Here is a 25,420-nt window from a genome sequence, read left to right as displayed (position 1 = left end):
GCTTGCCACGCACAGCAAAAGGATTTGCCTGCAACCGGAGAAATGAATTTAAACCACGATCCTGCCAGCGTCTGTGTGATGGCGCACCCGTCTCTTCCGCAGGACTGCGAGCGCTTTCGCTCTGATGCATCCGCAGAGACATCCAGACAATGCCAAACGCGGTTTTTATCGCAGCAGCAGCGTCGGGATCCTGGAGGCACGCAGCAAGTCTGTGGTCTTGCTGCCGAACAACCAGCTGTGCAGCATGGAGTGGCCGTAAGAGCCCATGGTCAACAGATCGATGGAATGCTCGGCAATGTACGTGGCGATGGTGCTTTCGGTATCCCCCGGCCGGATGACCGTCACCACCTCAAAACCTGCCTCGTGCAGTTTGCTTCGAGCCCACTCCATCTGCTTGGGCGCTTCCGCATTTTCTTTGCCCGTCATCAGGATGTGCACCGGCAGGCCGCGAAACAAGGGGCTGGCAGCGATCATTTCCACACCGCGGCGCGTGACGGCACCACCATCGAAGGCGATCATCACGTTGCGGGGCGCGGCAAAGCCGTCAGTCACCGTCAATATGGGTTTGTGCAGGCCACGAACAATGCGCTCCACGTTGCGCCCCAGGTCACGTTGCGTCACCTGCGCAGACTCGCCCCGACGCCCGAGCACGATCAGGCGAACGCCCTCTTCCTGCTCCACCAGGGTTTCCTGCAGGGAACCATAACGTTGGCGCACGTCCACCTCTGACGCACCCGCCTGCATCGCCCTCAGGCGCAGCTGGTTGAGGAACAAGCGCCCGGCCTCCTTGGCGCTGCGCGCCTTGGCGTTGTCTTCGGCCGACAGCTGGTCGAGCAGCTTTTCCTGGGCGTCCATGCCCAACGCGCCGCTGAGGTCATCGCCCTTGCTGATTTCCGGGTGCCGATCAATCACATGCAGCAGCTCCAGGGGCGCACCCATGCGCTGCGCTGCCCAGGCGGCGTAGTCAGCCACATGGGCCGCATAGGCCGATTGATCCACACAGGCCATGACTTTGTTGTCGTTCTTTGCGTTCATCTGCTGCTTCCTTTCAGTGACCCATCAACAGGTCTTCGGCGCCGTCTTTGTCGTGCACACCAAACTTGTCGACCAGGGTGGTGCTGGCTTCGTTGAGACCGATGATGTCCACGTCAGCGCCCTCGCGGCGAAACTTGAGTACCACCTTGTCCAGCGCGCTGACGGCGGTGATGTCCCAGAAATGGGCACGGCTGACGTCGATGCAGACTTTGTCGATGACTTCCTTGTAGTCGAACGCATTGGTGAAGTGATCGGCCGTGGCAAAGAACACCTGGCCTGTGACCTGGTAGACGCGAACCCGGCCCTCGTCCTCGGCCCTGGAGCGAATCCGCAGCATCCGGCCTACCTTTTGCGCAAAGAAGAAGCCCGACAGCAACACGCCCACCAGCACCCCTTTGGCCAGATCGTGCGTGGCCACGGTCACCACCACCGTGGCCATCATCACCATACTGGAGCTTTTCGGGTGCTCGCGCAGGTTGCGGATCGAGCCCCAGCTGAAGGTGCCGATGGAAACCATGATCATCACGGCCACCAGGGCTGCCATCGGAATGCGGGCCACCCAGTCGCCCAGGAACACCACCATCAACAACAGGAAGATGCCCGCCGCAAAGGTTGACAGGCGCCCGCGTCCGCCGGACTTGATGTTGATGATCGACTGCCCGATCATGGCGCAACCGGCCATGCCACCGATGAAGCCTGTCGCAATGTTGGCCACGCCTTGTCCCACGCACTCGCGGTTCTTGTCGCTCTTGGTGTCGGTCAGGTCGTCGACGATGGTCGCCGTCATCAGCGACTCCAGCAAACCCACCACCATCAGGGTCAGGGAGTACGGGAAAATGATCAACAGCGTCTCCAGATTCAGCGGAATGTCCGGGATCAGGAACATCGGCAGGCTGTCGGGCAGCGCACCCATGTCACCCACCGTGCGGATGTCCAGATCCAGAGAGATGGCCACGGCCGTCAGCACCACAATGGTGACCAGCGGCGACGGAATGGCCTTGGTCAGGTAGGGCAAGCCGTAGATGATGGCCAGGCCGGCTGCCGTCATGGCGTACACGTGCCAGGTCACGTTGGTGAGCTCGGGCAACTGGGCCAGAAAAATAAGAATCGCCAGGGCGTTGACAAAACCGGTGACCACCGAACGCGAGACAAAGCGCATCAGCGCCCCCAGATTGACCCAGCCCGCGATGATCTGCAGAACGCCGGTCAGGACGGTGGCCGCCAGCAGGTACTGCAGGCCGTGGTCCTTGACCAGGGTCACCATCAGCAAGGCCATGGCGCCGGTGGCCGCAGAGATCATGCCGGGGCGCCCGCCCATGAACGCGGTCACCACCGCAATGCTGAATGACGCATACAAGCCAATTTTGGGGTCCACGCCGGCAATGATGGAGAAGGCGATGGCTTCCGGGATCAGCGCCAGCGCGACGACCAGGCCGGCCAGCAAATCGTTTCGGACATTGGAAAACCAATCTTGTTTCAAGGAATTCATGACAACTCAGGGAATGGATGGGCAGGTCAAAGCTAACCCAAGCCCAGGGTGGGCCATCAGTTTGACAGCCCGATAAAAAGAAAATACCGGAGGCAACACGACCCGACAGCCGCAAGGCGTTCGGGCAGCTTTTGTCACACGATTGCGACAAAGCCGGTTCGTGGTGGGTGTTGCTGCGTTTTACAAGGGAGTTCGCCTACAAAAGGGGAGAGCAAAGATTTGCCTATCTTACTATTTTAAATCAATGAGTTACGCTGAACCGAATTCAAAGTTTTGTCGGTTTTTCAGGCAAAGTCTTGCCGAATATTCGACTTTGAACCCAAAGGCTTGCCGCATGGTTAGCGGCAAAAGTTTGGGGTGAGCAAGTTCTTAAAAAATTTTCAAGTTCAGATCAATGAATGCTTAAGCAAAGCGACGAGCAGCCGTGATACTGATTCGTTTTTGTAGGCAGGCCATCGACGGATGGCCAGAACATTTCCTCAAAAATTTTCATCTAGTTTCGGAGTCGTTGCATGCACCTGACGGGACCAACTTCATACAAGTCGGCGACCACCTCTAAGAAGGTTTCTGATGACAGAAATCGTACCGGTGGGCCGTTCACAAGAATGTCAGCTCTTGGACGGAAGTAGGCTGAAAAATTGAGTGTTTCGTCTCTACAACCTACAGTTGACGCCGATTCGGCTTGTTTGAAGACGCGCCTGCTCAAGGGCGTGCTTCCTTTTTGAACACATGACTCCAATTCCATTCGAGAAAATGGGCGCCTGGCGCCGCTTCGCTTGACGTGGGCTCAAGGGCGGTTTTCCCGTGATGCTGGAGCTCACCCGTCAGTCCGCGTGACCCAGAGACCGCATGTTCACTGAAAACGATCTTTTGCGAATTGGGCGTCAGAGTGAACGCACCGAGATCAAACAGCTTGTGATGCAAAGCACAAAGGGACGGTCCATTAGGACCGATATCAGGTCCTCCGGCGGTATGCCATTGAATGTGCGCGGCTTCCAGTCCAGCGGGAATGTGCCCAATACGCAAATCAAAACCGCAAACACAGCAGCGGTATTCGTAAGCCCGAAGCACCATGTCGCGGAACGCTCGGGTGCGCTTTTTCCTGCTTATTGATTCGTAACTTTCCGAAGGCTCTTCAACACGATGATCCGTCACAGTCAGATCAAGCCCAATTGCATCAGCGATGTCTGCATGCAAGGTTTCTGGGAAAAAGCTTTGCAGCAACATTTGCCCCAACTCCGGAATCAAAGATGGATCTTGTTTAAGGCTTTTATCTACGGTTTCAGAAAAGCCTGCAAAGACGCTGGCTTGCTTTAGCTCGCTCAGGTTCGGCGTTGCACCGGGGTTTCGTTGCAGCAACGAGGCGGGCCCTACCACCTCCCACAGTTGCCCTTTGCCATCTGTCCGCAAATGCCAAAATGGGTAGTGCCGGCTTTTAGCTGCATTCGTGGGACCGAACTCACTCAGCAGTTGCTGCAGTTGCAGGTCAATATCTTCAAGTCGAATTAATCTTTGGGCACCTTGTTGAGCGCGAGCCAATGCGAGCAGCAGCAGAAGTGGTTTGTGAGGAGAAAAGCGCCCGTCTGACTGGGCCCGGCGAATGCCCTCAAAAAGTTGCGTCAACGGCTGAACTTTTTGTGTCGCCATTTACGTCCAGTACTTTGCCTTGTGCGGAATCACCCAACGCACGCCGCCTCGCGGGTCAGGGATGTCGCCTTCGTAACGCGGAATGAGGTGAATGTGCAGATGCGGCACCGTTTGCCCGGCTGCAGGCCCGTCGTTGATACCGATGTTGTACCCCTGCGGGTGAAGTTCTACATCAAGCCCGGCTCGGGCTATGTCCAATAGCAGCAGCAGTTGTTGGCGTTCGTCGGCGACCAGTTCAAAGAATGAGCTGATATGGCGTCGGGGGATAACGAGCGTATGCCCATGCGTGACTGGATAAGCATCCCGAACAATCCAGCCCGCCTCGTTTGCAGCAACGATACGTTCAGGCAGCAGCGTGCAAAACGGGCAGGAGTGATTCACCACAGTGACTCAAATATCAATATTCCCCGCCTGCAACGCATTGGTTTCAATGAACTCGCGGCGCGGTTCGACCTCGTCGCCCATCAGCATGGTGAAGACCTTGTCGGCTTCGATGGCGTCGTCGATCTGCACGCGCAGCAAAATGCGCACCGTCGGGTCCATGGTGGTTTCCCAGAGCTGTTCGGGGTTCATTTCACCCAAGCCTTTGTAACGCTGGCGGCTGGTTGAGCTTTCGGCCTGGGCGATCAGCCAGGCCATGGCTTCGCGGAAGTCATTGACCTTTTGTTCCTTTTGGCGCTCGCCTTCGCCGCGCGTGACGCGGGCGCCTTCGCTGAGCAAGCCCCTGAAGGTTTTGGCAACTTCGCTCAGGGCGGCGTAGTCGGCGCCGTGGACAAAGTCCTGCGTCAGCACGCTGCTCTTGATGTTGCCGTGCAGGCGGCGGCTGATGCGCAAAATGGGTTTGTCGCTGCGCACGTCAAATTCGCCCGCCACTTCGGCGTCGGGCAACTGGGCTTGCAGCGCGATGGCCGATGCCTCGGCGTCGGCGACCGTGTCGAGGTTCAGCGCCACGCCGTCGGCAATGGCGCGCAGGGCGGACACATCCAGAAAGTTCGCCAGCCGGGCAATCACGTTTTGGGCCTGCTGGTGCTTGCGCGCCAGCTCGGTGAGTGCGTCACCCGTCAGGGCCGTGCTGTTGTCGCCACCGGTGTAAACCGTGGCATGGACCAGCGCCACGCGCAGCAAGAAGTTGTCGAGGTCGGTGGCGCCCTGCAGGTACAGCTCTTCGCGGCCGGCCTTCACCTTGTAGAGCGGCGGCTGGGCGATGTAGATGTGGCCGCGCTCCACCAGCTCGGGCATCTGGCGGTAGAAGAAGGTGAGCAGCAGGGTGCGAATGTGGGCGCCGTCCACGTCGGCATCGGTCATGATGATGATGCGGTGGTAGCGCAGCTTGGCGACGTCGAAGTCGTCGTTGCCGGTGCTGCCACCGGCCTTGCCGATGCCGGTGCCCAGGGCAGTGATGAGCGTCAGGATTTCGTTGCTGGTGAGCAGCTTCTCGTAGCGCGCTTTTTCCACGTTCAGGATCTTGCCGCGCAGCGGCAGAATCGCCTGGAACTTGCGGTCGCGGCCCTGCTTGGCAGAGCCACCGGCGGAGTCACCCTCGACGATGTAGATTTCGCACAGCGCCGGGTCTTTTTCCTGGCAGTCGGCCAGCTTGCCGGGCAGGCCCATGCCGTCGAGCACGCCCTTGCGGCGCGTCATGTCGCGGGCCTTGCGGGCGGCTTCGCGGGCGCGGGCAGCCTCAACGATTTTGCCAACGATGATCTTGGCGTCCGCCGGGCGCTCCTGCAGGTAGTCCCACAGCAGCTTGGACACGATGTCTTCGACCGGGCCGCGCACTTCCGAGGACACCAGCTTGTCCTTGGTCTGGCTGGAGAACTTGGGCTCGGGCACCTTGACGCTCAGCACGCAGGTCAGGCCCTCGCGCATGTCGTCGCCGGTCACTTCGACCTTGGCTTTTTTGGCGATTTCGCTGTCGTCGATGTACTTGTTGATGATGCGCGTCATGGCCGCGCGCAGGCCGGTCAGGTGGGTGCCGCCATCGCGCTGCGGGATGTTGTTGGTGAAGCACAGCACCTGCTCGTTGTAGCCGCTGTTCCACTGCATCGCCACTTCGACACCGATGTTGGTGTCCTGGTCGCTCTGGCGGTCGCCCATGGCGTGGAAGATGTTGGGGTTCAGGACCGTCTTGCCCTTGTTGATGAAGTTCACGAACCCGCGCACGCCGTCAGCGCCAGAAAAGTCGTCTTCCTTGCCGCTGCGTTCGTCCTTCAGGCGAATGCGCACGCCGTTGTTCAAAAAGCTCAGTTCACGCAGGCGCTTGCTGAGGATCTCGTAGTGAAAATCGTTGTTTTCCTTGAAGATGTCGGTGTCGGGCAAGAAATGCACTTCGGTGCCGCGACGCTCGGTTTCACCCGTCACTTTCATGGGCGACACGTCAACGCCATTGACACTTTCTACCAGGCGGTTTTGCACAAAACCCCGGCTGAATTCGAGCGTATGGACCTTGCCGTCACGGCGCACGATGAGGCGCAGCATTTTGCTCAAGGCGTTGACGCAACTCACACCCACGCCGTGCAGGCCGCCCGAGACCTTGTAGCTGTTCTGGTTGAACTTGCCGCCGGCGTGCAGCTCGGTCAGGGCAATCTCGGCCGCGCTGCGCTTGGGCTCGTGTTTGTCGTCCATCTTGACGCCGGTCGGGATGCCGCGGCCGTTGTCGACCACACTCACCGAGTTGTCGGTGTGGATGGTGACCAGAATGTCATCGCAATGCCCCGCCAGCGATTCGTCAATGGAGTTGTCCACCACCTCGAACACCAGGTGGTGCAGGCCGGTGCCGTCACTGGTGTCGCCAATGTACATGCCGGGGCGCTTGCGCACGGCCTCCAGGCCTTCCAGGATCTGGATCGAACCTTCACCATAGGCCTCGGAAGCACCTTCCTGGTGGGCATCGATGGTGGGCTGAAAGTTGGAACTGTCAGCCGTGCCTTCGCCCGTGTGAACGGCATTTTCAGGATGGTGGGCGGGCTTGTTTTCTTCGGTCATGGCGGAGTCAGTGGGGTTTGAAAGAGGCAGGGCAGCTGGCGCTTAGATGCGCATCGGCATCACCACATACTTGAACGTGGTGTTGTCGGGAATGGTGAACAGCGCCGAGCTGTTGCCGTCCGAGAGTTCCAGCGTCACCATGTCTTGCGACATGTTGCTGAGGGCGTCGATGAGGTAGGTCACGTTGAAGCCAATTTCGATGCTGTCACCACCGTAGTCGATGTCGAGCTCGTCCACGGCTTCTTCCTGCTCGGCATTGTTGGCGGCCACGCGCAGGGTGCCGGGGTCGATGTTGAGGCGCACGCCCTTGAACTTGTCGCTGGTCAGAATGGCGGTGCGCTGCAACGTGGCCAGCAGCGCGCTGCGGCCCAGCGTGATGCTGTTCTTGTGGTTGCGCGGAATCACGCGGTTGTAGTCCGGGAACTTGCCCTCGACCAGCTTGGTGACAAATTCCATGCCGTCAAAGCTGAACTTGGCCTGGTTGTTGGCAAATTGCATCTCGATGGCGCCTTCGGCATCCGACAGCAGGCGCTGCAGCTCCAGCACGGTTTTGCGCGGCAAGATGACTTCCTGCTTGGGCACTTCGACGTCAAGGGTGGCGCTGGCAAAGGCCAGCCGGTGACCATCGGTGGCGACCAGGCTGAGCTGCTTGCCTTCCACCACAAACAAAATGCCGTTCAGGTAGTAGCGAATGTCGTGCACCGCCATGGCAAACGAGACCTGGCTCAGCAAGGCCTTGAGCGTTTTTTGCGGCACGCTGAAGGCCGGGCCAAAGTTGGCCGACTCCTGCACCAGCGGAAAGTCTTCGGCGGGCATGGATTGCAGCGTGAACTTGCTTTTGCCACCCTTGAGGATGAGTTTGGCGGCGCTGGATTCGAGCGACACGACCTGGTCGGACGGCATGGTGCGCAGGATGTCGATCAGTTTGCGCGCGCCCACCGTGGTGGTGAAGTCGCCGGTATCACCGCCCAACTCGGCCGCCGTGCGGATCTGGATTTCCAGGTCGCTGGTGGTGAGCTGCAAGGCATCGCCGGTTTTACGAATCAGCACATTGGCCAGGATGGGCAGCGTGTGGCGACGCTCAACAATGCCCGAGACCGCCTGCAAAACCGACAAAACCTTGTCCTGGGTGGCTTTTAAAACAATCATGTCATCCTCTTGGGTTCAATGGCTAACAGGCTCGACCACCATTGGCCCAACCCGGATCTTGATAAAGCAGCTATTTTCCCACTCATTTGCGTCAGCCTTTTGGCATCAACCTTTAAGTGTTTGTTCCAGCACGTGCAATTGCTGGTTGAGTTCAGTGACCTGCTGGCGCTCGGTGCCGATCTTGCGCACCGCGTGCAACACCGTGGTGTGGTCGCGCCCGCCAAACATTTCACCAATTTCGGGCAGGCTCTTTTGGGTGAGTTCCTTGGCCAGGTACATGGCAATCTGGCGCGGCCGGGCAATGCTGGCGGGCCGCTTCTTGGAATACATGTCGGCGATCTTGATCTTGTAGTAGTCCGCCACCGTTTTCTGGATGTTTTCCACCGAAATCTGACGGTTCTGGATGGACAGCAGGTCGCGCAGCGCCTCGCGCGCCAGCAGGATCGAGATTTCCTTCTGGTTGAAGCGCGAATACGCCAGAATTTTGCGCAAGGCGCCTTCCAGCTCGCGCACGTTGGAACGCACGTTCTTGGCCACAAAAAAGGCCACTTCCTCGGGCATCACAATGCCTTCGGTCTGCGCCTTGTTGATCAGGATGGCCACCCGCATCTCGAGTTCGGGCGGCTCGATGGCCACTGTCAGCCCGGAGTCGAAACGCGACACCAGGCGTTCGTGAATGTCCGCCAGGCCCTTGGGATAGGTGTCGCTGGTCATGACAATGTGCGACTTTTTGGCCAGCAAGGCCTCGAAGGCGTTAAAAAACTCTTCTTGCGTGCGCTCCTTGTTGGCAAAAAACTGCACGTCATCAATCAGCAGCAGATCCAGCGAGTGGTAGCGTTCCTTGAATTCATCAAACGCCTTGCGCTGGTAGGCTTTCACCACATCGGTCACGAATTGCTCGGCGTGGATGTAAAGCACCTTGGCGCTGGGGTGGTCGGCCATGAGCTGGTTACCCACCGCATGCATCAAGTGGGTCTTGCCCAGGCCCACGCCGCCATAAATGAACAGCGGGTTGTACAAATGGCCCGGCATGCCGGCCACGTGCATGGCCGCCGCGCGCGCCATGCGATTGGCACTGCCCTCGACCAGAGCGTCAAACGTCAGCGAGGTGTTGAGGCGGCTTTTGAGCGGCTCGGCAGGGCGGAAATGGTCGGCTTCAGCCAGCGTCTCCAACAGCACGGCGGGGCTCGCCGTCTTGGGCTCGGGCTTGCGCACCACCGCGTCACGCGGAGACAGCGCCAGCTCAATCTGCACTGACTGGCCCGTCAGACGCTCCATGATCAGCGCCAGACGGTGGCTGTACTGCGCCCGGATCCAGTCCATCTTGAAGCGGTTGGCAACAAAAATGGTGACCTTGCTCAGGTCATCGGAGACCTGGGCCGACAAAGGCTTGATCCAGGTCTGGAATTGCTGCTCCGGGAGTTCCTGTGCCATTTGATCGATGCAGGCTTGCCAGAAATCTGCGCCGCCAAGGTCTGCGGCGGCTTGTGGTTGGGGGTGGGGGCCCGGGGTCATTGTGTGCTTGGTTTCTGTGGATATTTTTGATTTCTGACCACGTGAATTCTAATTTATCAAACACTTATCCACACTACGGGTCTTCCCCTGATTTACGGTGTCTCCAAAAGTTTGCGATAATCTGCGGTTCCCCTGAACTGTTCGGGTGAAATTTACGTTGATGCCCTTGGCATAATCAATCAAACTGAGGCAGCTTGCCTCTGAAGCTTCTTAGGATTTCCGACAATGAAACGCACTTACCAACCCTCCAAAATTCGTCGCGCCCGTACGCATGGCTTTTTGGTGCGCATGAAAACCCGTGGCGGTCGTGCCGTGATCAATGCACGCCGTGCCAAGGGCCGCAAGCGTCTGGCTGTCTGATTTAGCGCGGGCGCAGTCTGGTCTCGTTTGCTGCAACGCTTGACACACCTTGCAACGGCTCAAAAGTCGGCGCCAGTTTCAAGCCGTGCTGGCAGGGTCCACCCTGGCGCGCACCACGCACTTTGCCTTGCACACCGTGGCGCTGAATGCTGACCCCGTGGACCTGGCCGCCAAGCCGCTGTTCAATGTGGCAGCCGTCTGGCTGGGCGCCATGGTGCCCAAGCGCTGGGCCAAACGCGCCGTGACACGCAACGCACTGAAACGTCAGATCTACGCCGTGAGCGACCTGTACCAGGCGCAATTGCCGGTGGCAGCTTACGTCGTTCGGCTGCGCAGCGGCTTTGACCGGGCACAGTTTGTCAGTGCAAGCTCTGAGGCGCTCAAATTGGCGGCGCGCACCGAAATGCACCAGTTACTGGAACGCGCCGCGCGCAGCTTGGGCGGCGCGCAAACCCCGGCGGCTGCATGATGGCCAGGTTGTTGATTCTGCTGGTCAAGGGCTATCGACTCTTTTTGAGTCCATGGCTGGGCTCGTCGTGCCGGTTTGAGCCCACCTGCTCGGTGTATGCACTGCAGGCCCTGCAGCGTTTTGGCGCCGCCAAGGGCGGCTACCTCATGTTGCACCGCATCGGACGCTGCCATCCCTGGTGTGACGGCGGCCTGGACCCGGTGCCGCAGGCGTCTGCCAAGTCCTCACCCCCTTTGTTTACCCGGTTGATCCCCTCTTCCACTCAAAAGAAATCCTCATGAACGATATCCGCCGCACCATCTTGTGGGTGATTTTTGGTTTTTCCCTGGTCATGTTGTGGGATCAATGGCAGATTTACAACGGTCGTCAAGCCACCTTCTTCCCTGGTGCCACGCCGGCCGCTGTGCAGCCCCAGGGCCCAACGGGCGCTGCCAGCGCAGCCAACAGCCTGCCAAGCAGCGTGCCCACCGCCAGCACCAGCGTGGCTGGCGCCGACCAGATTGCCGGGGCCGTGCCGGCCGTTGCAGCCCCTGCTGCGGCACCTGCGGCAACGCGTGAATTGGTGCTGGTTGAAACCGATGTCTTCAAACTCACCTTTGATACCGAAGGCGGTTCGCTGGTCAAGGCCGAGATGCTCAAGCACACCGACATGGCGGACAAAAACCAGAACTTCATCCTGTTTGATGACAGCAAGGACCGCGTTTACCTGGCCCAGTCAGGCCTGATTGCGGGTGCCGGGGGTCTGGCGCTGCCGACCCACAAGACGGTCATGACACTGGCCCCGGGCGAGCGCAGCCTGAAGGAAGGCAGCCAGAACCTCGAATTGCGCTTTGAATCAGCCGAAGTGGGCGGCGTGCAACTGGTCAAGACCTACACGCTGACGCGCGGCAGCTACGTGGTGGCTGTCAAGCACGAGGTGGTCAACGTCGGTGCCGCCGCAGTGGCACCACAGCTTTACCTGCAACTGGTGCGTGATGGCAACAAGCCACCGGGCGAATCGTCCTTGTACTTCACCTTCACCGGCCCGGCGGTGTACACCGAGGCCCAGAAATACCAGAAGGTCGACTTTTCCGACATTGAAAAAGGCAAGATTGACATCGAAAAGTCGGCCCAAAACGGCTACGTGGCGATGGTTCAGCACTACTTTGCCAGCGCCTGGCTGCTGGCCGACGGCATCAAGCGCGACCTGTTCATGCGCAAGGTCGACACCAATTTGTACTCGGTGGGCATGATCGCACCGCTCGAATCCATCGCTCCGGGCGCCCGCAAAACCATTGCCACCACGCTGTACGCCGGCCCGCAGGAAGAAAAAGTGCTCGAAGCCCTGTCGCCTGGCCTGGAACTGGTCAAGGACTACGGCTGGTTGACCATTCTGGCCAAGCCGCTGTACTGGTTGCTCGACAAGCTGTACAGCTTCATCCACAACTGGGGCTGGTCAATTGTGGCGCTGGTGCTGCTGCTGAAGGCGGCGTTCTACTGGCTCAATGCCAAGGCCTATTCGAGCATGGCCAAGATGAAGGCGGTGAACCCGCGCATCATGGAAATGCGTGAACGCCTGAAAGACAACCCGCAGCAAATGCAGCAGGAAATGATGCGCATTTACCGCGAGGAAAAGGTCAACCCGATGGGCGGCTGCTTCCCGATCATGGTCCAGATCCCGGTGTTCATTGCGCTTTACTGGGTGCTGCTGGCCAGCGTCGAGATGCGCAACGCGCCCTGGATCGGCTGGATTCACGACCTCTCAAGCCCTGACCCGTTCTACATTTTGCCGATTGTCATGACGCTCACCACGGTGTTGCAGACCTCGCTCAATCCGGCACCGCCAGACCCCTTGCAAGCCAAGATGATGTGGTTCATGCCGCTGGCGTTCAGCGTGATGTTCTTCTTCTTCCCGGCCGGCCTGGTGCTGTACTGGATCACCAACAACGTGCTGTCGATCGCCCAGCAGTGGGTCATCAACACCCGCATGGGCGTGCCGCCGAAGTTTCACTTACCCAAGTTCTAACCGCAGCACGCGGCCTGACCTGACGTGAGCTTGCCACGCCACAGCGACCCGATCGTGGCCATTGCCACGGCGCCGGGTCGCGGTGCCGTCGGCATCGTGCGGGTCAGCGGGCGCGGCCTGAACGAGCTGGTGCTGGCCCTGTGCGGGCGGGCGCTCAAACCGCGCGAAGCCACTTACACCCCTTTTCTGGACGCCACCGGCCAGGCCATCGACCATGGCCTGGCCCTTTATTTTGTGGCACCCCATTCCTTCACCGGGGAAGACGTGCTGGAGCTGCAAGCCCATGGCGGGCCGGTGGTGTTGCAGCTGCTGCTGGCGCGCTGCCTGCAGGCGGGCGCCGAGCCCGGCCCCAGCGGCACACCCCGGCTGGCGCACCTGCGCGTGGCGCTGCCGGGCGAGTTTTCCGAACGCGCTTTCCTGAACGACAAGATCGACCTGGCCCAGGCCGAGGCCATTGCCGACCTGATCGATGCCAGCACCGAGGCCGCTGCGCGCAGCGCCAGCCGCTCGCTGGCGGGGGCGTTTTCGCAAGAAATTCACCAGTTGCGCGACGCCCTGATCCATTTGCGCATGCTGGTCGAGGCCACGCTGGACTTCCCCGAAGAGGAAATCGACTTTTTGCAAAAGGCCGATGCACAGGGGCAGCTCGCACACCTGATTCAAAATCTGACGGCGCTGATGGCACGCGCGCAGCAAGGCGCGCTGCTGCGCGAAGGCATCAAGGTGGTGATTGCCGGCCAACCCAATGCCGGCAAGTCGTCGCTGCTCAATGCCCTGGCCGGGGCCGAGCTGGCCATCGTCACCGCCATTCCCGGCACCACCCGCGACAAGGTCCAGCAAACCATCCAGATTGAAGGCGTGCCGGTGCATGTGATCGACACCGCCGGGTTGCGCGACAGCGAGGACGAGGTTGAAAAAATTGGCATCGAGCACGCCTGGCAAGCCATTGCGCAGGCCGATGCGGTGCTGTTCCTGCACGACCTGACCCGCGTCGACCAGCCAGCCTATCAGGCGGACGATGCGGCCATTGCCCATGCCATCGCGCAGAAAATCCCAAGGCAGGTGCCGGTCATCGAGGTCTGGAACAAGCGGGACGCCAGCACGGCATCTGACTTGCCCGACGGCCTGCAGCTGTCAGCCAAAACCGGCGCCGGGCTGGACGCCTTGCGCCAGCAACTGCTGCAGGTGGCAGGCTGGCAGTCAGGCTCGGAAGGGGTTTTCATGGCGCGCGAACGCCATGTGCAGGCCTTGCAGCAAACGCAAGTGCACCTGGGTCTGGCGCAAGCCCACCTGGCCGCCCAAGCCCAGGCGCTCGACTTGCTGGCAGAAGAATTGCGGCTGGCGCAAAACGCCCTGGGTGAGATCACCGGTGAGTTCACCTCCGACGATTTGCTCGGCGTGATTTTTTCAAGTTTCTGTATCGGCAAATAAGCTGGCCGGGGGGCGCAGCGGCGCATCCAGCAGGGCACTGGCACGGCGGCCGCGTTCACCCAGGAAAAACTCCTTGATAAACGGGTGCGGCTGCGCCATCACTTCGGCCGCGCTGCCGCTGGCCACAATGTGCCGGTCGGCCACCACGGCGATGCGGGTGGACAGCTCCAGCAAGGTGTCAAGGTCGTGCGTGACCATCACCACCGTCAGCCCCAGCTCCTGGTGCAGCGACTGCAGCAACGCACAAAACTCGTCGGCGCTGCCGGGGTCCAGGCCGGCGGTGGGCTCGTCGAGCAACAGCAGCGGCGGGTCCATGATCAGGGCGCGTGCCAGCGCCGCCCGCTTGACCATGCCGCCCGACAGGTCGGCCGGCATTTTGTGCGCCGCCGACGGGTCCAGCCCGACCATGCGCAGCTTGACCATGGCGACATCCATGATCAGGTCATGGGGCAGGGTTTTGAGCTCGCGCAGGGCAAAGGCAATGTTGTCAATCACGCTGAAAGCCGAAAACAGCGCGCCATGCTGAAACAGCATGCCGACCCGGCTGGCCGCACCTTCGCGCCCCATGCTGGCGGCGGCTTCACCCAACACCTTCACGCTGCCGCGTGCCGGCACGGCCAGCCCCAGCATCTGGCGCAGCAGCACGGTTTTGCCGCTGCCGGAGCCGCCCACAATCGATACCAGTTCGCCGGCCTCGATGCGCAGGTCCAGGTCCTGATGAATCACCACATGGCGCCCGGCCTCGTGAAACACCGACCACAACTTGTCAATCTCGACCACGGCTTTTCTCATAGGCCGAGATTCCTGAAAACCACGGCAAACACCGCATCCACCAACAGCACCACCGTGATGGCGGTGACCACCGAGGCGGTGGTGCCCTGCCCCAGGCTTTCGGTGTTGGGCTTGACGCGCAAGCCGTAATGGCAGCCGATCAAGGCAATCAGCAAACCAAATACCACCGACTTGCCCAAGGCCAGCCACAGGTTGCTGATGGCCACGGCGCGTGGCAACGTGGCAAAGAAATAGGCCGGCGTCACACCCAGCACCACGTCGGCAGCCAGCATGCCGCCCAGCAACGCGGCCAGCGTGGTCCAGACGCTGATGAGGGGCATGGCAATGGCCATGGCAATGGCGCGTGGCAGCACCAGGCGGTAACCCCGGGCAATGCCCATGACCCGCATGGCGTCGAGCTCCTCGGTCACGCGCATCACGCCAATCTGCGCGGTGATGGCCGAGCCCGAGCGCCCGGCAATCAAAATCGCCGCCAGCATGGGCCCCAGCTCGCGGATGATGGCCAGGCCCAGAATATTGACAATGAAGGTGTCGGCACCAAACAGGCGCAACTGACGTGACATCAGGTAGGCCAGCACCACCCCGATGGTGAAGCCAACCAGCGCCGTCACCGGCAGCGCCCTGGCCCCAATGCGGAACAAATGGCCGGACACATCGCGCCATGGCCCGCGCCGGGGCGCACGCAGCAAGGCCACAACATCGAGCAGCAGCTGGCCCGTCAGCGCCAACAGCCCGACGAGGTGATCCCACAGCAGCCAGAGCAGTTCGCCCAGGCGCAAAAAGAGCTGCCACAGCGTGCGCCGCGCCGGTTTGACGGCGGCAATCGAAAAACGCGCCACCCGCTCCAGCATGGCGCGCTGGCCGGGCTGCCATTGCAGTTGCGCCGGCCACTGGTGACCCCAGGTGTTCCACAGCAGCTGGGCACCGGTGTGGTCAAGCCGGGTGATGGCGCGCAAATCCCATGTCACGGCGCCCGGGCTGGCCAGATCAGCCAAGCCCTGGCTGATTTGCTGCCACTGGATGGGATCAGCCAGGCGTGCCGCGCTCCAGCTGCCGCCCAGCACCGCGCGCGGCGCGCCACCGGGGGCGGGTTGCAGGGTCAGCGTGGGTAAGGCGTCGGGCATGGTGTCACGGCATAAGTCCGGAATGGTAACGGCAACTGGCACGGGGTCAGGTTTTCCGACGCTCACAACAACCTGCGGCAAAATGCCTGCACGAACAAGGCAAGAACCACGCCGCGCACAAAAGCAAATGAGAGACATCCGCCATGAGCACCACCTTTGACTACATCATCATTGGCGCCGGCACCGCCGGTTGCCTGCTGGCCAACCGTTTGTCGCAGGATGCGTCCAAACGCGTGCTGCTGATCGAGGCAGGCCGACCCGACAACTACCACTGGATCCACATCCCGGTGGGTTACCTGTATTGCATCGGCAACCCGCGCACCGACTGGCTCTACCAGACCGAGCCTGATGTCGGCCTGAACGGGCGCCGCCTGCGCTACCCGCGCGGCAAGGTGCTGGGCGGCTGCAGCAGCATCAACGGCATGATTTACATGCGCGGCCAGGCGCGCGACTACGACACCTGGGCACAGCTGACGGGCGACGACGCCTGGGGCTGGCACAACAGCCTGCCCGACTTCATGGCCCATGAAAGCCATTACCGGCTTGATGGCGCGGCCGCCGGCCCGGCCCAGGACGATATGAAAAAATTCGGCCAGTTTCATGGCGGCAAAGGCGAATGGCGGGTCGAGAAACAACGCCTGCGCTGGGATGTGCTCGACGCCTTTGCCCAGGCTGCCCAGCAGGTCGGCATTCCCGCCAGCGACGACTTCAACCAGGGCAGCAACGAAGGCGTGGGCTATTTTGAGGTCAACCAGCGCAGCGGCTGGCGCTGGAACACCGCCAAGGCTTTTTTGCGCCCCACCTGCATGAGCCGCCCCAACTTCACGCTCTGGACTTCGTCCCAGGTGGTCAAACTCAGCATCGAAGCGCAAGCCAACGGGCAGTTGCGCTGCACCGGCGCCCTGGTGCAAACGCCCGGCGGCCGGGTCGCGGTGCAGGCCGCCAACGAGGTGATTTTGAGTGCCGGCAGCATCGGTTCGCCGCAGATTTTGCAGCTCTCGGGCATCGGCCCGGCGGCCTTGCTGCAGCAACACGGCGTCAAGGTGCTGCATGACGCGCCCGGCGTCGGCGCCAACCTGCAGGACCATCTGCAAATTCGCTCGGTGTACAAGGTGCAGGACGTCAAGACCCTCAACGTGCAGGCCAATTCGCTGTGGGGCAAAGCCATGATCGGACTGGAATATGCGTTCAAGCGCAGCGGCCCGATGAGCATGGCGCCGAGCCAGCTGGGCGCCTTCACGCGCAGCGACCCGAGCCAGCCCTACCCCAACGTGGAGTACCACGTGCAACCGCTGAGCCTGGAGGCCTTTGGCGAGCCACTGCACAGCTTTCCGGCATTCACGGCCAGCGTCTGCAACCTCAACCCCAGCAGCCGGGGCAGCGTGCAAATCAAGTCGCCCGACTTCTCGGCGGCGCCCGCCATTGCGCCCAACTACCTGAGCACCGACATGGACCGCAAGGTGGCGGCCGATTCGCTGCGCCTGACGCGCAGCATCGTGGCGCAACCCGCGCTGGCCAGGTACCAGCCGCAGGAGTTCAAGCCCGGCGTGCAGTACCAGAGCGATGACGACCTGGCCCGCCTGGCCGGCGACATTGCCACCACCATTTTTCACCCGGTGGGTACCACCAAGATGGGCCGCGCGGAGGACCGAATGGCGGTGCTGGACGCGCACCTGCGGGTGCGCGGCCCGGGCGGTGTGATTGCCGGCTTGCGCGTGGTCGATGCCGGCGCCATGCCCATCATCACCAGCGGCAACACCAATTCGCCCACCCTGATGATGGCCGAAAAGGCAGCACGCTGGATCAGCGCCGGGGTGTGATGAACCTGACCCATGCACCAAAAAGGGCCTGGCCTAGGGTTATTCCGGATGGCTTTGCACCAGATCGACACATATAGTGCCAGTCATCGCAAGGTCAGACATGTGCTGACCCCAGCGAAAGGCCCCAGGAGATCATGCCCGCAAGGGTCGAAAAACAAACAGAAAAAAGGCACCGGCAACCCCGGTGCCTTTTTTTATGCGCTGATTCCTATCCATGACAATGTGGCCATGGAATTGCTCATCGTCTCTGTTGCCTCGCTGTTTGCCGGTTTTGTCGATTCCATCGTCGGTGGTGGCGGCCTGATTCTGATCCCGGCCCTGTTTGCCACTTTCCCCACGGCACCTCCAGCCACGCTGTTCGGCACCAACAAAGGGGCCTCGGTGTGGGGCACGGCCATGGCCAGCTGGCAATACAGCCGACAGGTCCAGATGCGCTGGGCCGCACTGCTGCCCGCCGCCAGCGCCGGGCTGCTGGCCTCTTTTGCCGGCGCCTGGCTGGTCACCGTGGTGTCGCCCGACTTCCTGCGCAAGGTCCTGCCCTTTGTGCTGTTGGTGGTCCTGCTCTACACCTTGGCCAAAAAGGAGCTCGGGCGCACCCATGCACCCAACTACTCCGGTTTGCAGGAACAACTCGTCGCCGCCGGGATTGGTGCCGTGATCGGTTTTTACGATGGGTTTTTTGGACCGGGCACTGGCAGCTTTCTGGTCTTCCTGTTTGTCCGTCTGCTGGGCTACGACTTCTTGAGCGCCTCGGCGTCGGCCAAGCTGGTCAACACCGCCACCAACCTGTCGGCCCTGGCGCTGTTCGTTGCCAAGGGTCACATCTGGTGGCATTTTGTGCTGGTCATGGCGCTGGCCAATGTGGTGGGCAGTCTGCTCGGCACCCGGCTGGCGCTCAAGCATGGCACAGGTTTCGTGCGCGTCGTATTTATGCTGGTGGTCAGCGCCCTGATCCTCAAGACCAGTTATGACGCGTTTCTGAAATAGTTGGTGTCAGAGCACGTTAAATGGCCCCTGGGTTGCCTCAGCGCGGGGCAAGCACCGGGGCTGAAGCAACGCCGGCCACGGCAGCAGGCGCTGACACGGCCGGAGCCGCTGGTGTGGCTTGCGCGACGCGCGGCCAGGGAACGTTGGCCGCCACGCGCGGCTGCCCCACCGGCGCCGAGGCCAATCCCTTGCGCACCAGCGCCAAATCCTCGTCGCTCGGGTACTGGCCCAGCAACCAGTAATCAAAAGCGCGCCGCGCCATGGGTGCCGCAGAGACCGAGCCAAAACCGGCGTTTTCGACAATCACGGCGATCGCCATTTTGGGATCTTCAGCCGGGGCAAAAGCAATGTAGAGCGCGTGGTCGCGCTGGCGCTCTTCCATGCGGGCGGCGTTGTATTTTTCGTTCCGGCCAAGCGACACGGCCTGCGCGGTGCCGGTTTTGCCACCACTGAGGTAGCCGGCTCCGGCAAACACGCGGCGCGAGGTGCCGTCTTGCGTCACGCCCACCATGGCGCGGCGAATGGTGTCAAGGTGCTCGGGCTTGAAACCCAGATTTTCGGCAGGCTGGGGCACCACCGGTACGCTGACCTGGGCGCTGGCATCCTGCGTTGCCAGCACCAGTTGCGGCGCGTGCTTGATGCCATTGTTGGCCAATATCGCCGTGGCCTGCGCCAGCTGCAACATGGTGAAACTGTTGTAGCCCTGGCCAATGCCCAGCGAGATGGTCTCACCCGCGTACCAGCGCTGCTGCTCCGGGCGCTTGAAGTAATTGCGCTTCCATGCCTGGTTGGGCAGCACCCCGCGCACTTCGCCCTGAATGTCAATGCCGGTGAGCTGGCCGAAGCCCAGTGGCTTCATGAAGTCGTGCATGGCCTCGACGCCCAGTTCGTTGGCCAGCGAATAAAAGTACACGTTGCTCGACTCGACGATGGCGCGGTGCATGTCCATGATGCCGCCGCGCTCGTTTTCAGGGCTGCCAAAGCGGTGGCCGCCGAACATGTAGAAACCCGGGTCGTTGATCTGCATGCTGGCCGTGCGCTTGCCCGTCGTCAGGGCCGCCAGCGCCATGAAGGGCTTGTAGGTGGAGCCCGGCGGGTAGGTGCCACGCAGCGCCCGGTTCAGCAGCGGCTTGTCGATCGACTCGTTGAGCCCTTGCCAGCTTTCGTGGTCGATGCCCTCGACAAACAGGTTCGGATCGAAGGTGGGCTTGCTGACAAACGCCAGCACCTCGCCGGTTTTCGGGTCCAGCGCCACCAGCGCCCCGCGGCGCTCGCCAAACATGTCTTCAATCAGTTGCTGCAGCTTGATGTCAATCGACAGCTTGACGGTTTGCCCGGGGGTCGAGGACTGGCTGGACAGGCGCCGGGTGGCCCGGCCGCCCGCAGAAGTTTCCATGGCGTCGATGCCGGTGACGCCGTGCAGTTGCGCCTCGAAACTTTGCTCGACGCCGAGCTTGCCAATGTACTCGGTGCCGCGGTAATTGGCGGCGTCATCCGACTCCTCGAGTTTTTCCTTTTCTGCCACGTTGATGCGCCCGATGTAGCCAATCACATGGCTGGCCAGCTCACCATACGGATAGTTGCGAAACAGCCGCGCCTTGATGTCGACCCCGGGAAAACGGTAACGCTGGGCGGCGAAGCGCGCCACTTCTTCGTCGGTGAGGCGGCTGCGCAAGGGGATCGACTCGAAACTCTTGCCCTCTTCGCGCAGCTTCTTGAAACGGCGCCGGTCGCGTGGCGTGATCTCCAGAATTTGCGCCAGTTCGTCAATGGTCTGCGTCAGGTCAGGCACTTTGGCTGGCGTGAGCTCCAGCGTGTAAGCCGAATAATTGGTGGCCAGCACGATGCCGTTGCGGTCCAGGATCAGGCCCCGGTTGGGCACGATCGGCACCACGGCCGTGCGGTTGTTTTCAGCTTGGGCGCGCAAGTCGTCATGGCGCAGCACCTGCAGATAAAAAAGCCGTGCGGCCAGCAGCCCGAAACACAGCAACACCACCACGCTGGCCACCAGCACCCGCAGGCGAAAGCGGGCCAGTTCAAGTTGAACATTGCGGATGATCTTCATGCGCGCTTCAGCAGGAGAACGTGACCACGGCGCTCACAGCGGCCGGTTGGCATCCGGATTGGGGGCGCGCTTTTGCGGTGACAGCAGCACCACGCTCACGACCGGCCACAACAGCGCCTCCAGAACCGGCGCCAGCAGCATTGACCAGCCCGGAAAATCATCGCCGGCAATCAAGCGCACCAGCAGCGTCAGGGCATGGGCCGCCACGAACAGGGGCAGCACTTGCGCGGCCTGCGACGGCACGCTGAACCACAGCAGGCGGCGGTGCATGGCGATGGCCAGGAAACTCAACACCGCATAAGCCAGGGCGTGCTGCCCGAGCAGCGCACTCTGGTGCACATCCATGCCCAGACCGAGCACAAAAGCCGCCGTCATGCCCACCCGCAGTGGCTGGTGGATGGTCCAGAACACCAGCACCAGCGCCAACAGGTCGGGGTGCCAGGCGGCGCGCCCGATCAAGCCCATGTTGAGCAGCATGTTGCCGCCCAGCGCGACCAGCAAGCTGCTCCAGATGAACAGCGAGCTCGCCGGCAGCAGCAACTGCTGACCGCGCGGCATGATCATGGCTTACCCACCTTCCTGCCGCGCCCGGGCTCGGCCGGCGCGTCGGGTCGGGCTGGCAGCTGCCCGGCCAGCGGCTGCAGCACCAGCACATGCAGGCTGCCATCCAGCCGGGCGATGGGCTGGGCCGTGATGCGGGCAAACGCCGAATCGGCGCGGCGTTCCATTTTCAGCACGCGACCCACCTGCAGGCCGGGCGGATAGATGCCATCGACACCGCTGGTGGTCAGCAGGTCACCGGCGGCCATGTCGACATGGGCATCCATGTAACGCAACTCCAGCGTGCCGCTGCTCAGGCTGCTGTTGCCAAAGGCCAGTCCGCGGGCACCGGTGCGTGTGTTGAGCACGGGGATGGCCTGGTCGGGGTCGGTGATCAGGGTGACTTCGCTCACCATCGGATACACCCGGGTCACCTGGCCCAGAATGCCGACCTCGTCGAGCACCGGCGCGCCGGCCGCCACCGCCTGCAGCGCGCCCTTGTCGATGATGACTTTGCGGGTGTAGGGGTCGGCAGCGTCATACAGCACCTGTGCCGCCAGGGCCGGCGTGTTGACGCGCGCACGCATGTCAAGCAAGGCCCGCAGGCGCACGTTCTCGAGCGTGAGTTGCTCCACCTGCTGGGCGCGCTGGGACTGCAGGCCAAGTTGGTACTGGGCTGCCGCTTCGCTGGCCTGGGAACGGTTGAGGGATTCGAAATACTGGCTGCCGCCCTGGCCCCAGATGATGGGGCGCAGCACCAGCCATTGCACCGGGTACAGCGCCGTGGCAATCACGCTGCGCAAGGGCTGGATCACATGAAAACGCAGATCGGCCACCATCAGCAGCAGCGCCAGTGCGCCGAAAAATACCAGTTTGGACAGTGCCGACGGGCCCTGCCTGAAAAATGGCGGTGGCGTGCCGTCCAGCGTACCGAGTGGCATCGCTGTCTGGCCCGCTTATTCGCTGGTGAAAATGGAGCCCAGGCGATCCATTTGTTCCAGCGCCATGCCACAACCGCGCACCACACAGGTCAACGGGTCTTCAGCCACCAGCACCGGCAGACCGGTTTCTTCGGCCAGCAGGCGGTCCAGGTCGCGCAACAGGGCGCCACCGCCGGTCAGCATCATGCCGCGGTCGGCAATGTCGGCACCGAGTTCAGGCGGGGTTTGTTCCAGCGCGTTCTTGACCGCCGAGACGATGTTGTTGATCGGGTCGGTCAGGGCTTCGAGGATTTCATTGCTGGAAATGGTGAAGCTGCGCGGCACGCCTTCCGACAGGTTGCGGCCGCGCACTTCCATCTCGCGCACTTCGCTGCCCGGAAAGGCCGAGCCGATGTTCTTCTTGATGGCTTCAGCGGTGGGTTCGCCAATCAGCATGCCGTAGTTGCGGCGGATGTAGTTGATGATGGCGTCGTCGAATCGGTCGCCACCGACACGCACGCTGCCCTTGTAGACCATGCCACCGAGCGAAATGACGCCAACCTCGGTGGTGCCGCCACCAATGTCGACCACCATCGAGCCGCTGGCCTCGGATACCGGCAAACCGGCACCAATGGCCGCGGCCATGGGCTCCTCGATCAGGTACACATCGCTGGCACCGGCGCCCAGCGCGCTTTCACGGATGGCGCGGCGCTCGACCTGGGTGGAGCCGCAGGGCACGCAGATGATGATGCGCGGGCTGGGGCGGAAGATGGAGCGCGGGTGCACCATCTTGATGAACTGCTTGAGCATCTGCTCGGTCACCGTGAAGTCGGCAATCACGCCGTCTTTCATCGGGCGAATGGCTTCGATGTTGCCGGGCACCTTGCCCAGCATGGCCTTGGCTTCCTTGCCGACCGCCTGAATCGTCTTCTTGCCTTGCGGGCCGCCTTCGTGGCGGATGGCGACGACCGACGGTTCGTCAAGCACGATACCTTTGTCGCGCACGTAAATCAGGGTGTTGGCGGTGCCAAGGTCGATGGCGAGGTCAGTCGAGAAATACTGACGAAATGTTCCAAACATGGATAAGTCCTTTGGGGCACATGGAGCACATCGGCTCGCATGTCACCGGGTAACGGGTTCAAAATGGGTTAATTTTGGGCTTAAGGACGTGCTGGCGCGCGCTGCCGCTCAAGGGATGGATAATACCCTATTGCCTGTGCATAACTCTGCAGAACGCCAGCAGATGGCCCACATTTACACCCTGTTTCGATCGAACCCTCATGTCACTTTCTACCGCTGATATTGACCGCCTGGCCCATTTGGCCCGTCTTGGCTTGGCGCCGGACGAGCGCACCCGCCTGTGCACCCAACTCAATGATTTTTTCGGCATTGTGGAAAAGATGCGCGCCGTGGACACCAGCGGCATCGTTCCGTTGGCCCACCCCGTGGAGATCATGGGGGATGTGGCGCTGCGCCTGCGCGCTGACATCGCCAGCGAGCCCAACCAGCGCGAAGCCAATATGCGCAACGCGCCAGCGCGCGATGCCGGCCTGTTTCTGGTGCCCCGGGTGATTGAATAAACCAAAAAGAACACCTTCCCATGACGCAAATTTCCTCTGATCTGCATGATCTGACGGTGGCCCAACTGGCCACACTTTTGTCCACGCGCAAAGTCTCGGCGGTTGAAGCGGCCGAGCATTTTCTGGCCCGCGCCGCGCAACACACCGAGCTCGGTGCCTTCCTCGACCTGCAACCGGAGGTCACGCTGGCCCAGGCCCGTGCTGCCGATGCCCGCCTGACCGAGGGCAACGCCGGGCCTTTGGCTGGCGTGCCACTGGCACACAAGGACATCTTTGTGACGCGCGATTTCGCCACCACGGCCGGCTCCAGAATGCTCCAGGGCTATCAGTCACCGTTTGACGCCACGGTGGTCGCCAGGCTGGCGCAGGCGGGTGCCGTGACCCTGGGCAAGCTCAACTGCGACGAGTTCGCCATGGGCTCGGCCAATGAAAACTCGGCCTATGGCCCGGTCAAAAATCCCTGGGATCTGTCCTGTACCCCTGGTGGCTCCTCGGGTGGCAGTGCCGCCGCCGTGGCCGCCCGCCTGACACCGGCGGCCACCGGCACCGACACCGGTGGCTCGATCCGCCAACCCGCGTCGTTCTGCGGTGTCACCGGCATCAAGCCCACCTATGGTCGGGCCTCGCGTTACGGCATGGTGGCCTTCGCCTCCAGCCTCGACCAGGCCGGCCCCATGGCGCGCAGCGCCGAAGACTGCGCCCTGCTGCTGAGCGCCATGTGCGGTCCCGACCCCGACCGTGATTCCACTTCTCTCGACGTGCCTGCTGAAGACTTCAGCCGCAGCCTCAACGCCGATCTGGCCGGGCTGCGCATCGGCATTCCGGCCGAATTTTTCGGCGCCGGCCTGGCCCCCGATGTGCGCGCCGCCGTGGAGGCCGCCCTGAAGGAATTCGAACAACTTGGCGCCAGACTGGTGCCCATTTCGCTGCCGCGCACCGAGCTGTCGATTCCGGTCTACTACATCATTGCGCCGGCCGAGGCGTCGAGCAACCTGAGCCGCTTCGACGGTGTCAAGTTCGGTTTTCGGGCCAATCAGTACACCGACCTCAACGACATGTACCTGCAAACCCGCGACCAGGGTTTTGGCGACGAGGTGAAGCGCCGCATCATGATCGGCACCTACGTGCTGAGCCACGGCTATTACGATGCCTACTACCTGCAGGCGCAAAAAATCCGCCGCATGATTGCCGACGATTTCCAGCAGGCCTTCAAGCTCTGTGACGTGATTGCCGGGCCGGTGGCCCCCACCGTGGCCTGGAAGCTTGGCGGCCACAGCGACCCCCTGACCGACTACCTGGCCGACATCTTCACCCTGCCCGCCTCGCTGGCGGGCTTGCCCGGCATGAGCCTGCCCGTGGGTTTTGGCGCCGGCCACATGCCGGTGGGCCTGCAACTGATCGGCAACTACCTCACAGAATCGCGCCTCCTGAACGTGGCGCACCGCTTCCAGCAAGCCACTGACTGGCACACCGCGAAACCTGCTGATTCAGCGCAAGGAATTTGAAG

22 protein-coding genes are annotated in these 25,420 nt (G+C 61.7%); 9 read left to right on the top strand and 13 right to left on the bottom strand.

Annotation, left to right across the window (positions count from 1 at the left end):
- Positions 1–165 precede the first annotated feature (165 nt).
- The 7 genes from Q7U49_RS15760 to dnaA form a co-directional block, all read right to left on the bottom strand.
- Complete coding sequence (locus tag Q7U49_RS15760) at positions 166–1,035, bottom strand: universal stress protein (protein WP_304765882.1); 870 nt, start codon at positions 1,033–1,035, stop codon at positions 166–168.
- A gap of 13 nt (positions 1,036–1,048) precedes the next feature.
- Entirely contained in the window at positions 1,049–2,524 is a 1,476-nt protein-coding gene (locus tag Q7U49_RS15755; protein WP_304765879.1) for a SulP family inorganic anion transporter, read from the bottom strand.
- 702 nt (positions 2,525–3,226) lie between these two features.
- Positions 3,227–4,171, bottom strand: coding sequence for a phosphorothioated DNA-binding restriction endonuclease (locus Q7U49_RS15750; protein ID WP_304765876.1), 945 nt, complete (start codon positions 4,169–4,171; stop codon positions 3,227–3,229).
- Positions 4,172–4,552, bottom strand: coding sequence for an HIT family protein (locus Q7U49_RS15745; RefSeq protein WP_304765873.1), 381 nt, complete (start codon positions 4,550–4,552; stop codon positions 4,172–4,174).
- 9 nt (positions 4,553–4,561) lie between these two features.
- Positions 4,562–7,156, bottom strand: a complete 2,595-nt coding sequence (gene gyrB, locus Q7U49_RS15740) for a DNA topoisomerase (ATP-hydrolyzing) subunit B (RefSeq protein ID WP_304765870.1) — start codon at positions 7,154–7,156, stop codon at positions 4,562–4,564.
- A 42-nt stretch (positions 7,157–7,198) separates the two neighbouring features.
- Positions 7,199–8,305 (bottom strand): DNA polymerase III subunit beta, encoded by a 1,107-nt coding sequence (gene dnaN / locus Q7U49_RS15735; RefSeq protein ID WP_304765867.1) that lies wholly within the window; start codon positions 8,303–8,305, stop codon positions 7,199–7,201.
- A 105-nt stretch (positions 8,306–8,410) separates the two neighbouring features.
- Positions 8,411–9,820, bottom strand: a complete 1,410-nt coding sequence (gene dnaA, locus Q7U49_RS15730; RefSeq protein ID WP_304765864.1) for a chromosomal replication initiator protein DnaA — start codon at positions 9,818–9,820, stop codon at positions 8,411–8,413.
- Positions 9,821–10,045: 225 nt separating this feature from the next.
- Between dnaA and rpmH the strand changes: the two genes are divergently transcribed.
- From rpmH to mnmE, 5 genes are read left to right on the top strand one after another with little or no spacing between them, the layout of a single operon-like run.
- Positions 10,046–10,180: a 50S ribosomal protein L34 gene (gene rpmH / locus Q7U49_RS15725; protein ID WP_006299042.1), complete on the top strand. Its 135-nt coding sequence runs from the start codon at positions 10,046–10,048 to the stop codon at positions 10,178–10,180.
- Between the two features lie 49 nt (positions 10,181–10,229).
- The gene (rnpA, locus tag Q7U49_RS15720; RefSeq protein WP_304765861.1) at positions 10,230–10,649 is read left to right on the top strand and encodes a ribonuclease P protein component; all 420 of its coding nucleotides are present in this window, start codon (positions 10,230–10,232) and stop codon (positions 10,647–10,649) included.
- Positions 10,646–10,930 carry a membrane protein insertion efficiency factor YidD gene (gene yidD, locus Q7U49_RS15715; protein ID WP_304765858.1) on the top strand — a complete coding sequence of 95 codons (285 nt, stop codon included), beginning with the start codon at positions 10,646–10,648 and terminating at the stop codon, positions 10,928–10,930. Before rnpA ends, yidD begins: the two co-directional genes overlap by 4 nt.
- Positions 10,927–12,654, top strand: a complete 1,728-nt coding sequence (gene yidC / locus Q7U49_RS15710) for a membrane protein insertase YidC (protein ID WP_304765855.1) — start codon at positions 10,927–10,929, stop codon at positions 12,652–12,654. The genes yidD and yidC overlap by 4 nt, the downstream gene beginning before the upstream one ends.
- Positions 12,655–12,678: 24 nt before the next feature.
- A complete protein-coding gene (gene mnmE, locus Q7U49_RS15705; RefSeq protein ID WP_304765852.1) occupies positions 12,679–14,085 on the top strand; it encodes a tRNA uridine-5-carboxymethylaminomethyl(34) synthesis GTPase MnmE in 1,407 nt (468 codons plus the stop codon).
- Here mnmE and Q7U49_RS15700 read toward each other — a convergent pair.
- Together Q7U49_RS15700 and Q7U49_RS15695 are read right to left on the bottom strand one after the other, a co-directional pair.
- The gene (locus Q7U49_RS15700; protein ID WP_304765849.1) at positions 14,062–14,877 is read right to left on the bottom strand and encodes an ABC transporter ATP-binding protein; all 816 of its coding nucleotides are present in this window, start codon (positions 14,875–14,877) and stop codon (positions 14,062–14,064) included. The two genes, mnmE and Q7U49_RS15700, sit on opposite strands and share 24 nt — an antisense overlap.
- On the bottom strand, positions 14,874–16,001 hold the full coding sequence (locus Q7U49_RS15695) for an ABC transporter permease (RefSeq protein ID WP_304765846.1): 1,128 nt from the start codon (positions 15,999–16,001) through the stop codon (positions 14,874–14,876). The genes Q7U49_RS15700 and Q7U49_RS15695 overlap by 4 nt, the downstream gene beginning before the upstream one ends.
- Positions 16,002–16,144: 143 nt before the next feature.
- On the opposite strand from Q7U49_RS15695, the gene Q7U49_RS15690 reads away from it, so the two are divergent.
- Positions 16,145–17,821, top strand: a complete 1,677-nt coding sequence (locus Q7U49_RS15690) for a GMC family oxidoreductase (protein ID WP_304765843.1) — start codon at positions 16,145–16,147, stop codon at positions 17,819–17,821.
- A 228-nt stretch (positions 17,822–18,049) separates the two neighbouring features.
- A complete protein-coding gene (locus Q7U49_RS15685) occupies positions 18,050–18,808 on the top strand; it encodes a TSUP family transporter (RefSeq protein ID WP_304765840.1) in 759 nt (252 codons plus the stop codon).
- Between the two features lie 37 nt (positions 18,809–18,845).
- Here the strand turns inward: Q7U49_RS15685 and mrdA are convergent, their stop codons facing one another.
- The 4 genes from mrdA to Q7U49_RS15665 are packed head-to-tail and all read right to left on the bottom strand — an operon-like array spanning position 18,846 to position 23,413.
- A complete protein-coding gene (gene mrdA / locus Q7U49_RS15680; protein ID WP_304765838.1) occupies positions 18,846–20,873 on the bottom strand; it encodes a penicillin-binding protein 2 in 2,028 nt (675 codons plus the stop codon).
- Between the two features lie 33 nt (positions 20,874–20,906).
- Positions 20,907–21,437 (bottom strand): rod shape-determining protein MreD, encoded by a 531-nt coding sequence (gene mreD, locus Q7U49_RS15675; RefSeq protein WP_304765836.1) that lies wholly within the window; start codon positions 21,435–21,437, stop codon positions 20,907–20,909.
- Positions 21,434–22,354: a rod shape-determining protein MreC gene (gene mreC, locus Q7U49_RS15670; protein WP_304765833.1), complete on the bottom strand. Its 921-nt coding sequence runs from the start codon at positions 22,352–22,354 to the stop codon at positions 21,434–21,436. The genes mreD and mreC overlap by 4 nt, the downstream gene beginning before the upstream one ends.
- Before the next feature lie 15 nt (positions 22,355–22,369).
- A complete protein-coding gene (locus Q7U49_RS15665; protein ID WP_304765830.1) occupies positions 22,370–23,413 on the bottom strand; it encodes a rod shape-determining protein in 1,044 nt (347 codons plus the stop codon).
- Between the two features lie 200 nt (positions 23,414–23,613).
- Here Q7U49_RS15665 and gatC point away from each other — a divergent pair, with 200 nt between their 5' ends.
- Together gatC and gatA are read left to right on the top strand one after the other, a co-directional pair.
- Entirely contained in the window at positions 23,614–23,913 is a 300-nt protein-coding gene (gene gatC, locus Q7U49_RS15660; RefSeq protein WP_304765827.1) for an Asp-tRNA(Asn)/Glu-tRNA(Gln) amidotransferase subunit GatC, read from the top strand.
- 20 nt (positions 23,914–23,933) lie between these two features.
- Positions 23,934–25,418, top strand: a complete 1,485-nt coding sequence (gene gatA / locus Q7U49_RS15655; protein WP_304765825.1) for an Asp-tRNA(Asn)/Glu-tRNA(Gln) amidotransferase subunit GatA — start codon at positions 23,934–23,936, stop codon at positions 25,416–25,418.
- Positions 25,419–25,420 lie beyond the last annotated feature (2 nt).

The sequence above is a fragment of the Rhodoferax sp. genome (genome assembly GCF_030653815.1).
In the GTDB taxonomy this organism is placed as follows: domain Bacteria; phylum Pseudomonadota; class Gammaproteobacteria; order Burkholderiales; family Burkholderiaceae_C; genus Rhodoferax.
Note: the sequence above shows the minus strand (reverse complement) of the source record. Positions and strands in the feature narration are given on the sequence as shown.

Excerpts from the sequence above, each read along its gene's own strand:
- Q7U49_RS15760 (WP_304765882.1), bottom strand. The coding sequence starts at position 1,035 with ATGAACGCAAAGAACGACAACAAAGTCATGGCCTGTGTGGATCAATCG.
- Q7U49_RS15755 (WP_304765879.1), bottom strand. The coding sequence starts at position 2,524 with ATGAATTCCTTGAAACAAGATTGGTTTTCCAATGTCCGAAACGATTTG.
- Q7U49_RS15750 (WP_304765876.1), bottom strand. The coding sequence starts at position 4,171 with ATGGCGACACAAAAAGTTCAGCCGTTGACGCAACTTTTTGAGGGCATT.
- gyrB (WP_304765870.1), bottom strand. The coding sequence starts at position 7,156 with ATGACCGAAGAAAACAAGCCCGCCCACCATCCTGAAAATGCCGTTCAC.
- dnaN (WP_304765867.1), bottom strand. The coding sequence starts at position 8,305 with ATGATTGTTTTAAAAGCCACCCAGGACAAGGTTTTGTCGGTTTTGCAG.
- dnaA (WP_304765864.1), bottom strand. The coding sequence starts at position 9,820 with ATGACCCCGGGCCCCCACCCCCAACCACAAGCCGCCGCAGACCTTGGC.
- rpmH (WP_006299042.1), top strand. The coding sequence starts at position 10,046 with ATGAAACGCACTTACCAACCCTCCAAAATTCGTCGCGCCCGTACGCAT.
- yidD (WP_304765858.1), top strand. The coding sequence starts at position 10,646 with ATGATGGCCAGGTTGTTGATTCTGCTGGTCAAGGGCTATCGACTCTTT.
- yidC (WP_304765855.1), top strand. The coding sequence starts at position 10,927 with ATGAACGATATCCGCCGCACCATCTTGTGGGTGATTTTTGGTTTTTCC.
- Q7U49_RS15700 (WP_304765849.1), bottom strand. The coding sequence starts at position 14,877 with ATGAGAAAAGCCGTGGTCGAGATTGACAAGTTGTGGTCGGTGTTTCAC.
- Q7U49_RS15695 (WP_304765846.1), bottom strand. The coding sequence starts at position 16,001 with ATGCCCGACGCCTTACCCACGCTGACCCTGCAACCCGCCCCCGGTGGC.
- Q7U49_RS15690 (WP_304765843.1), top strand. The coding sequence starts at position 16,145 with ATGAGCACCACCTTTGACTACATCATCATTGGCGCCGGCACCGCCGGT.
- Q7U49_RS15685 (WP_304765840.1), top strand. The coding sequence starts at position 18,050 with ATGGAATTGCTCATCGTCTCTGTTGCCTCGCTGTTTGCCGGTTTTGTC.
- mrdA (WP_304765838.1), bottom strand. The coding sequence starts at position 20,873 with ATGAAGATCATCCGCAATGTTCAACTTGAACTGGCCCGCTTTCGCCTG.
- mreD (WP_304765836.1), bottom strand. The coding sequence starts at position 21,437 with ATGATCATGCCGCGCGGTCAGCAGTTGCTGCTGCCGGCGAGCTCGCTG.
- mreC (WP_304765833.1), bottom strand. The coding sequence starts at position 22,354 with ATGCCACTCGGTACGCTGGACGGCACGCCACCGCCATTTTTCAGGCAG.
- Q7U49_RS15665 (WP_304765830.1), bottom strand. The coding sequence starts at position 23,413 with ATGTTTGGAACATTTCGTCAGTATTTCTCGACTGACCTCGCCATCGAC.
- gatC (WP_304765827.1), top strand. The coding sequence starts at position 23,614 with ATGTCACTTTCTACCGCTGATATTGACCGCCTGGCCCATTTGGCCCGT.
- gatA (WP_304765825.1), top strand. The coding sequence starts at position 23,934 with ATGACGCAAATTTCCTCTGATCTGCATGATCTGACGGTGGCCCAACTG.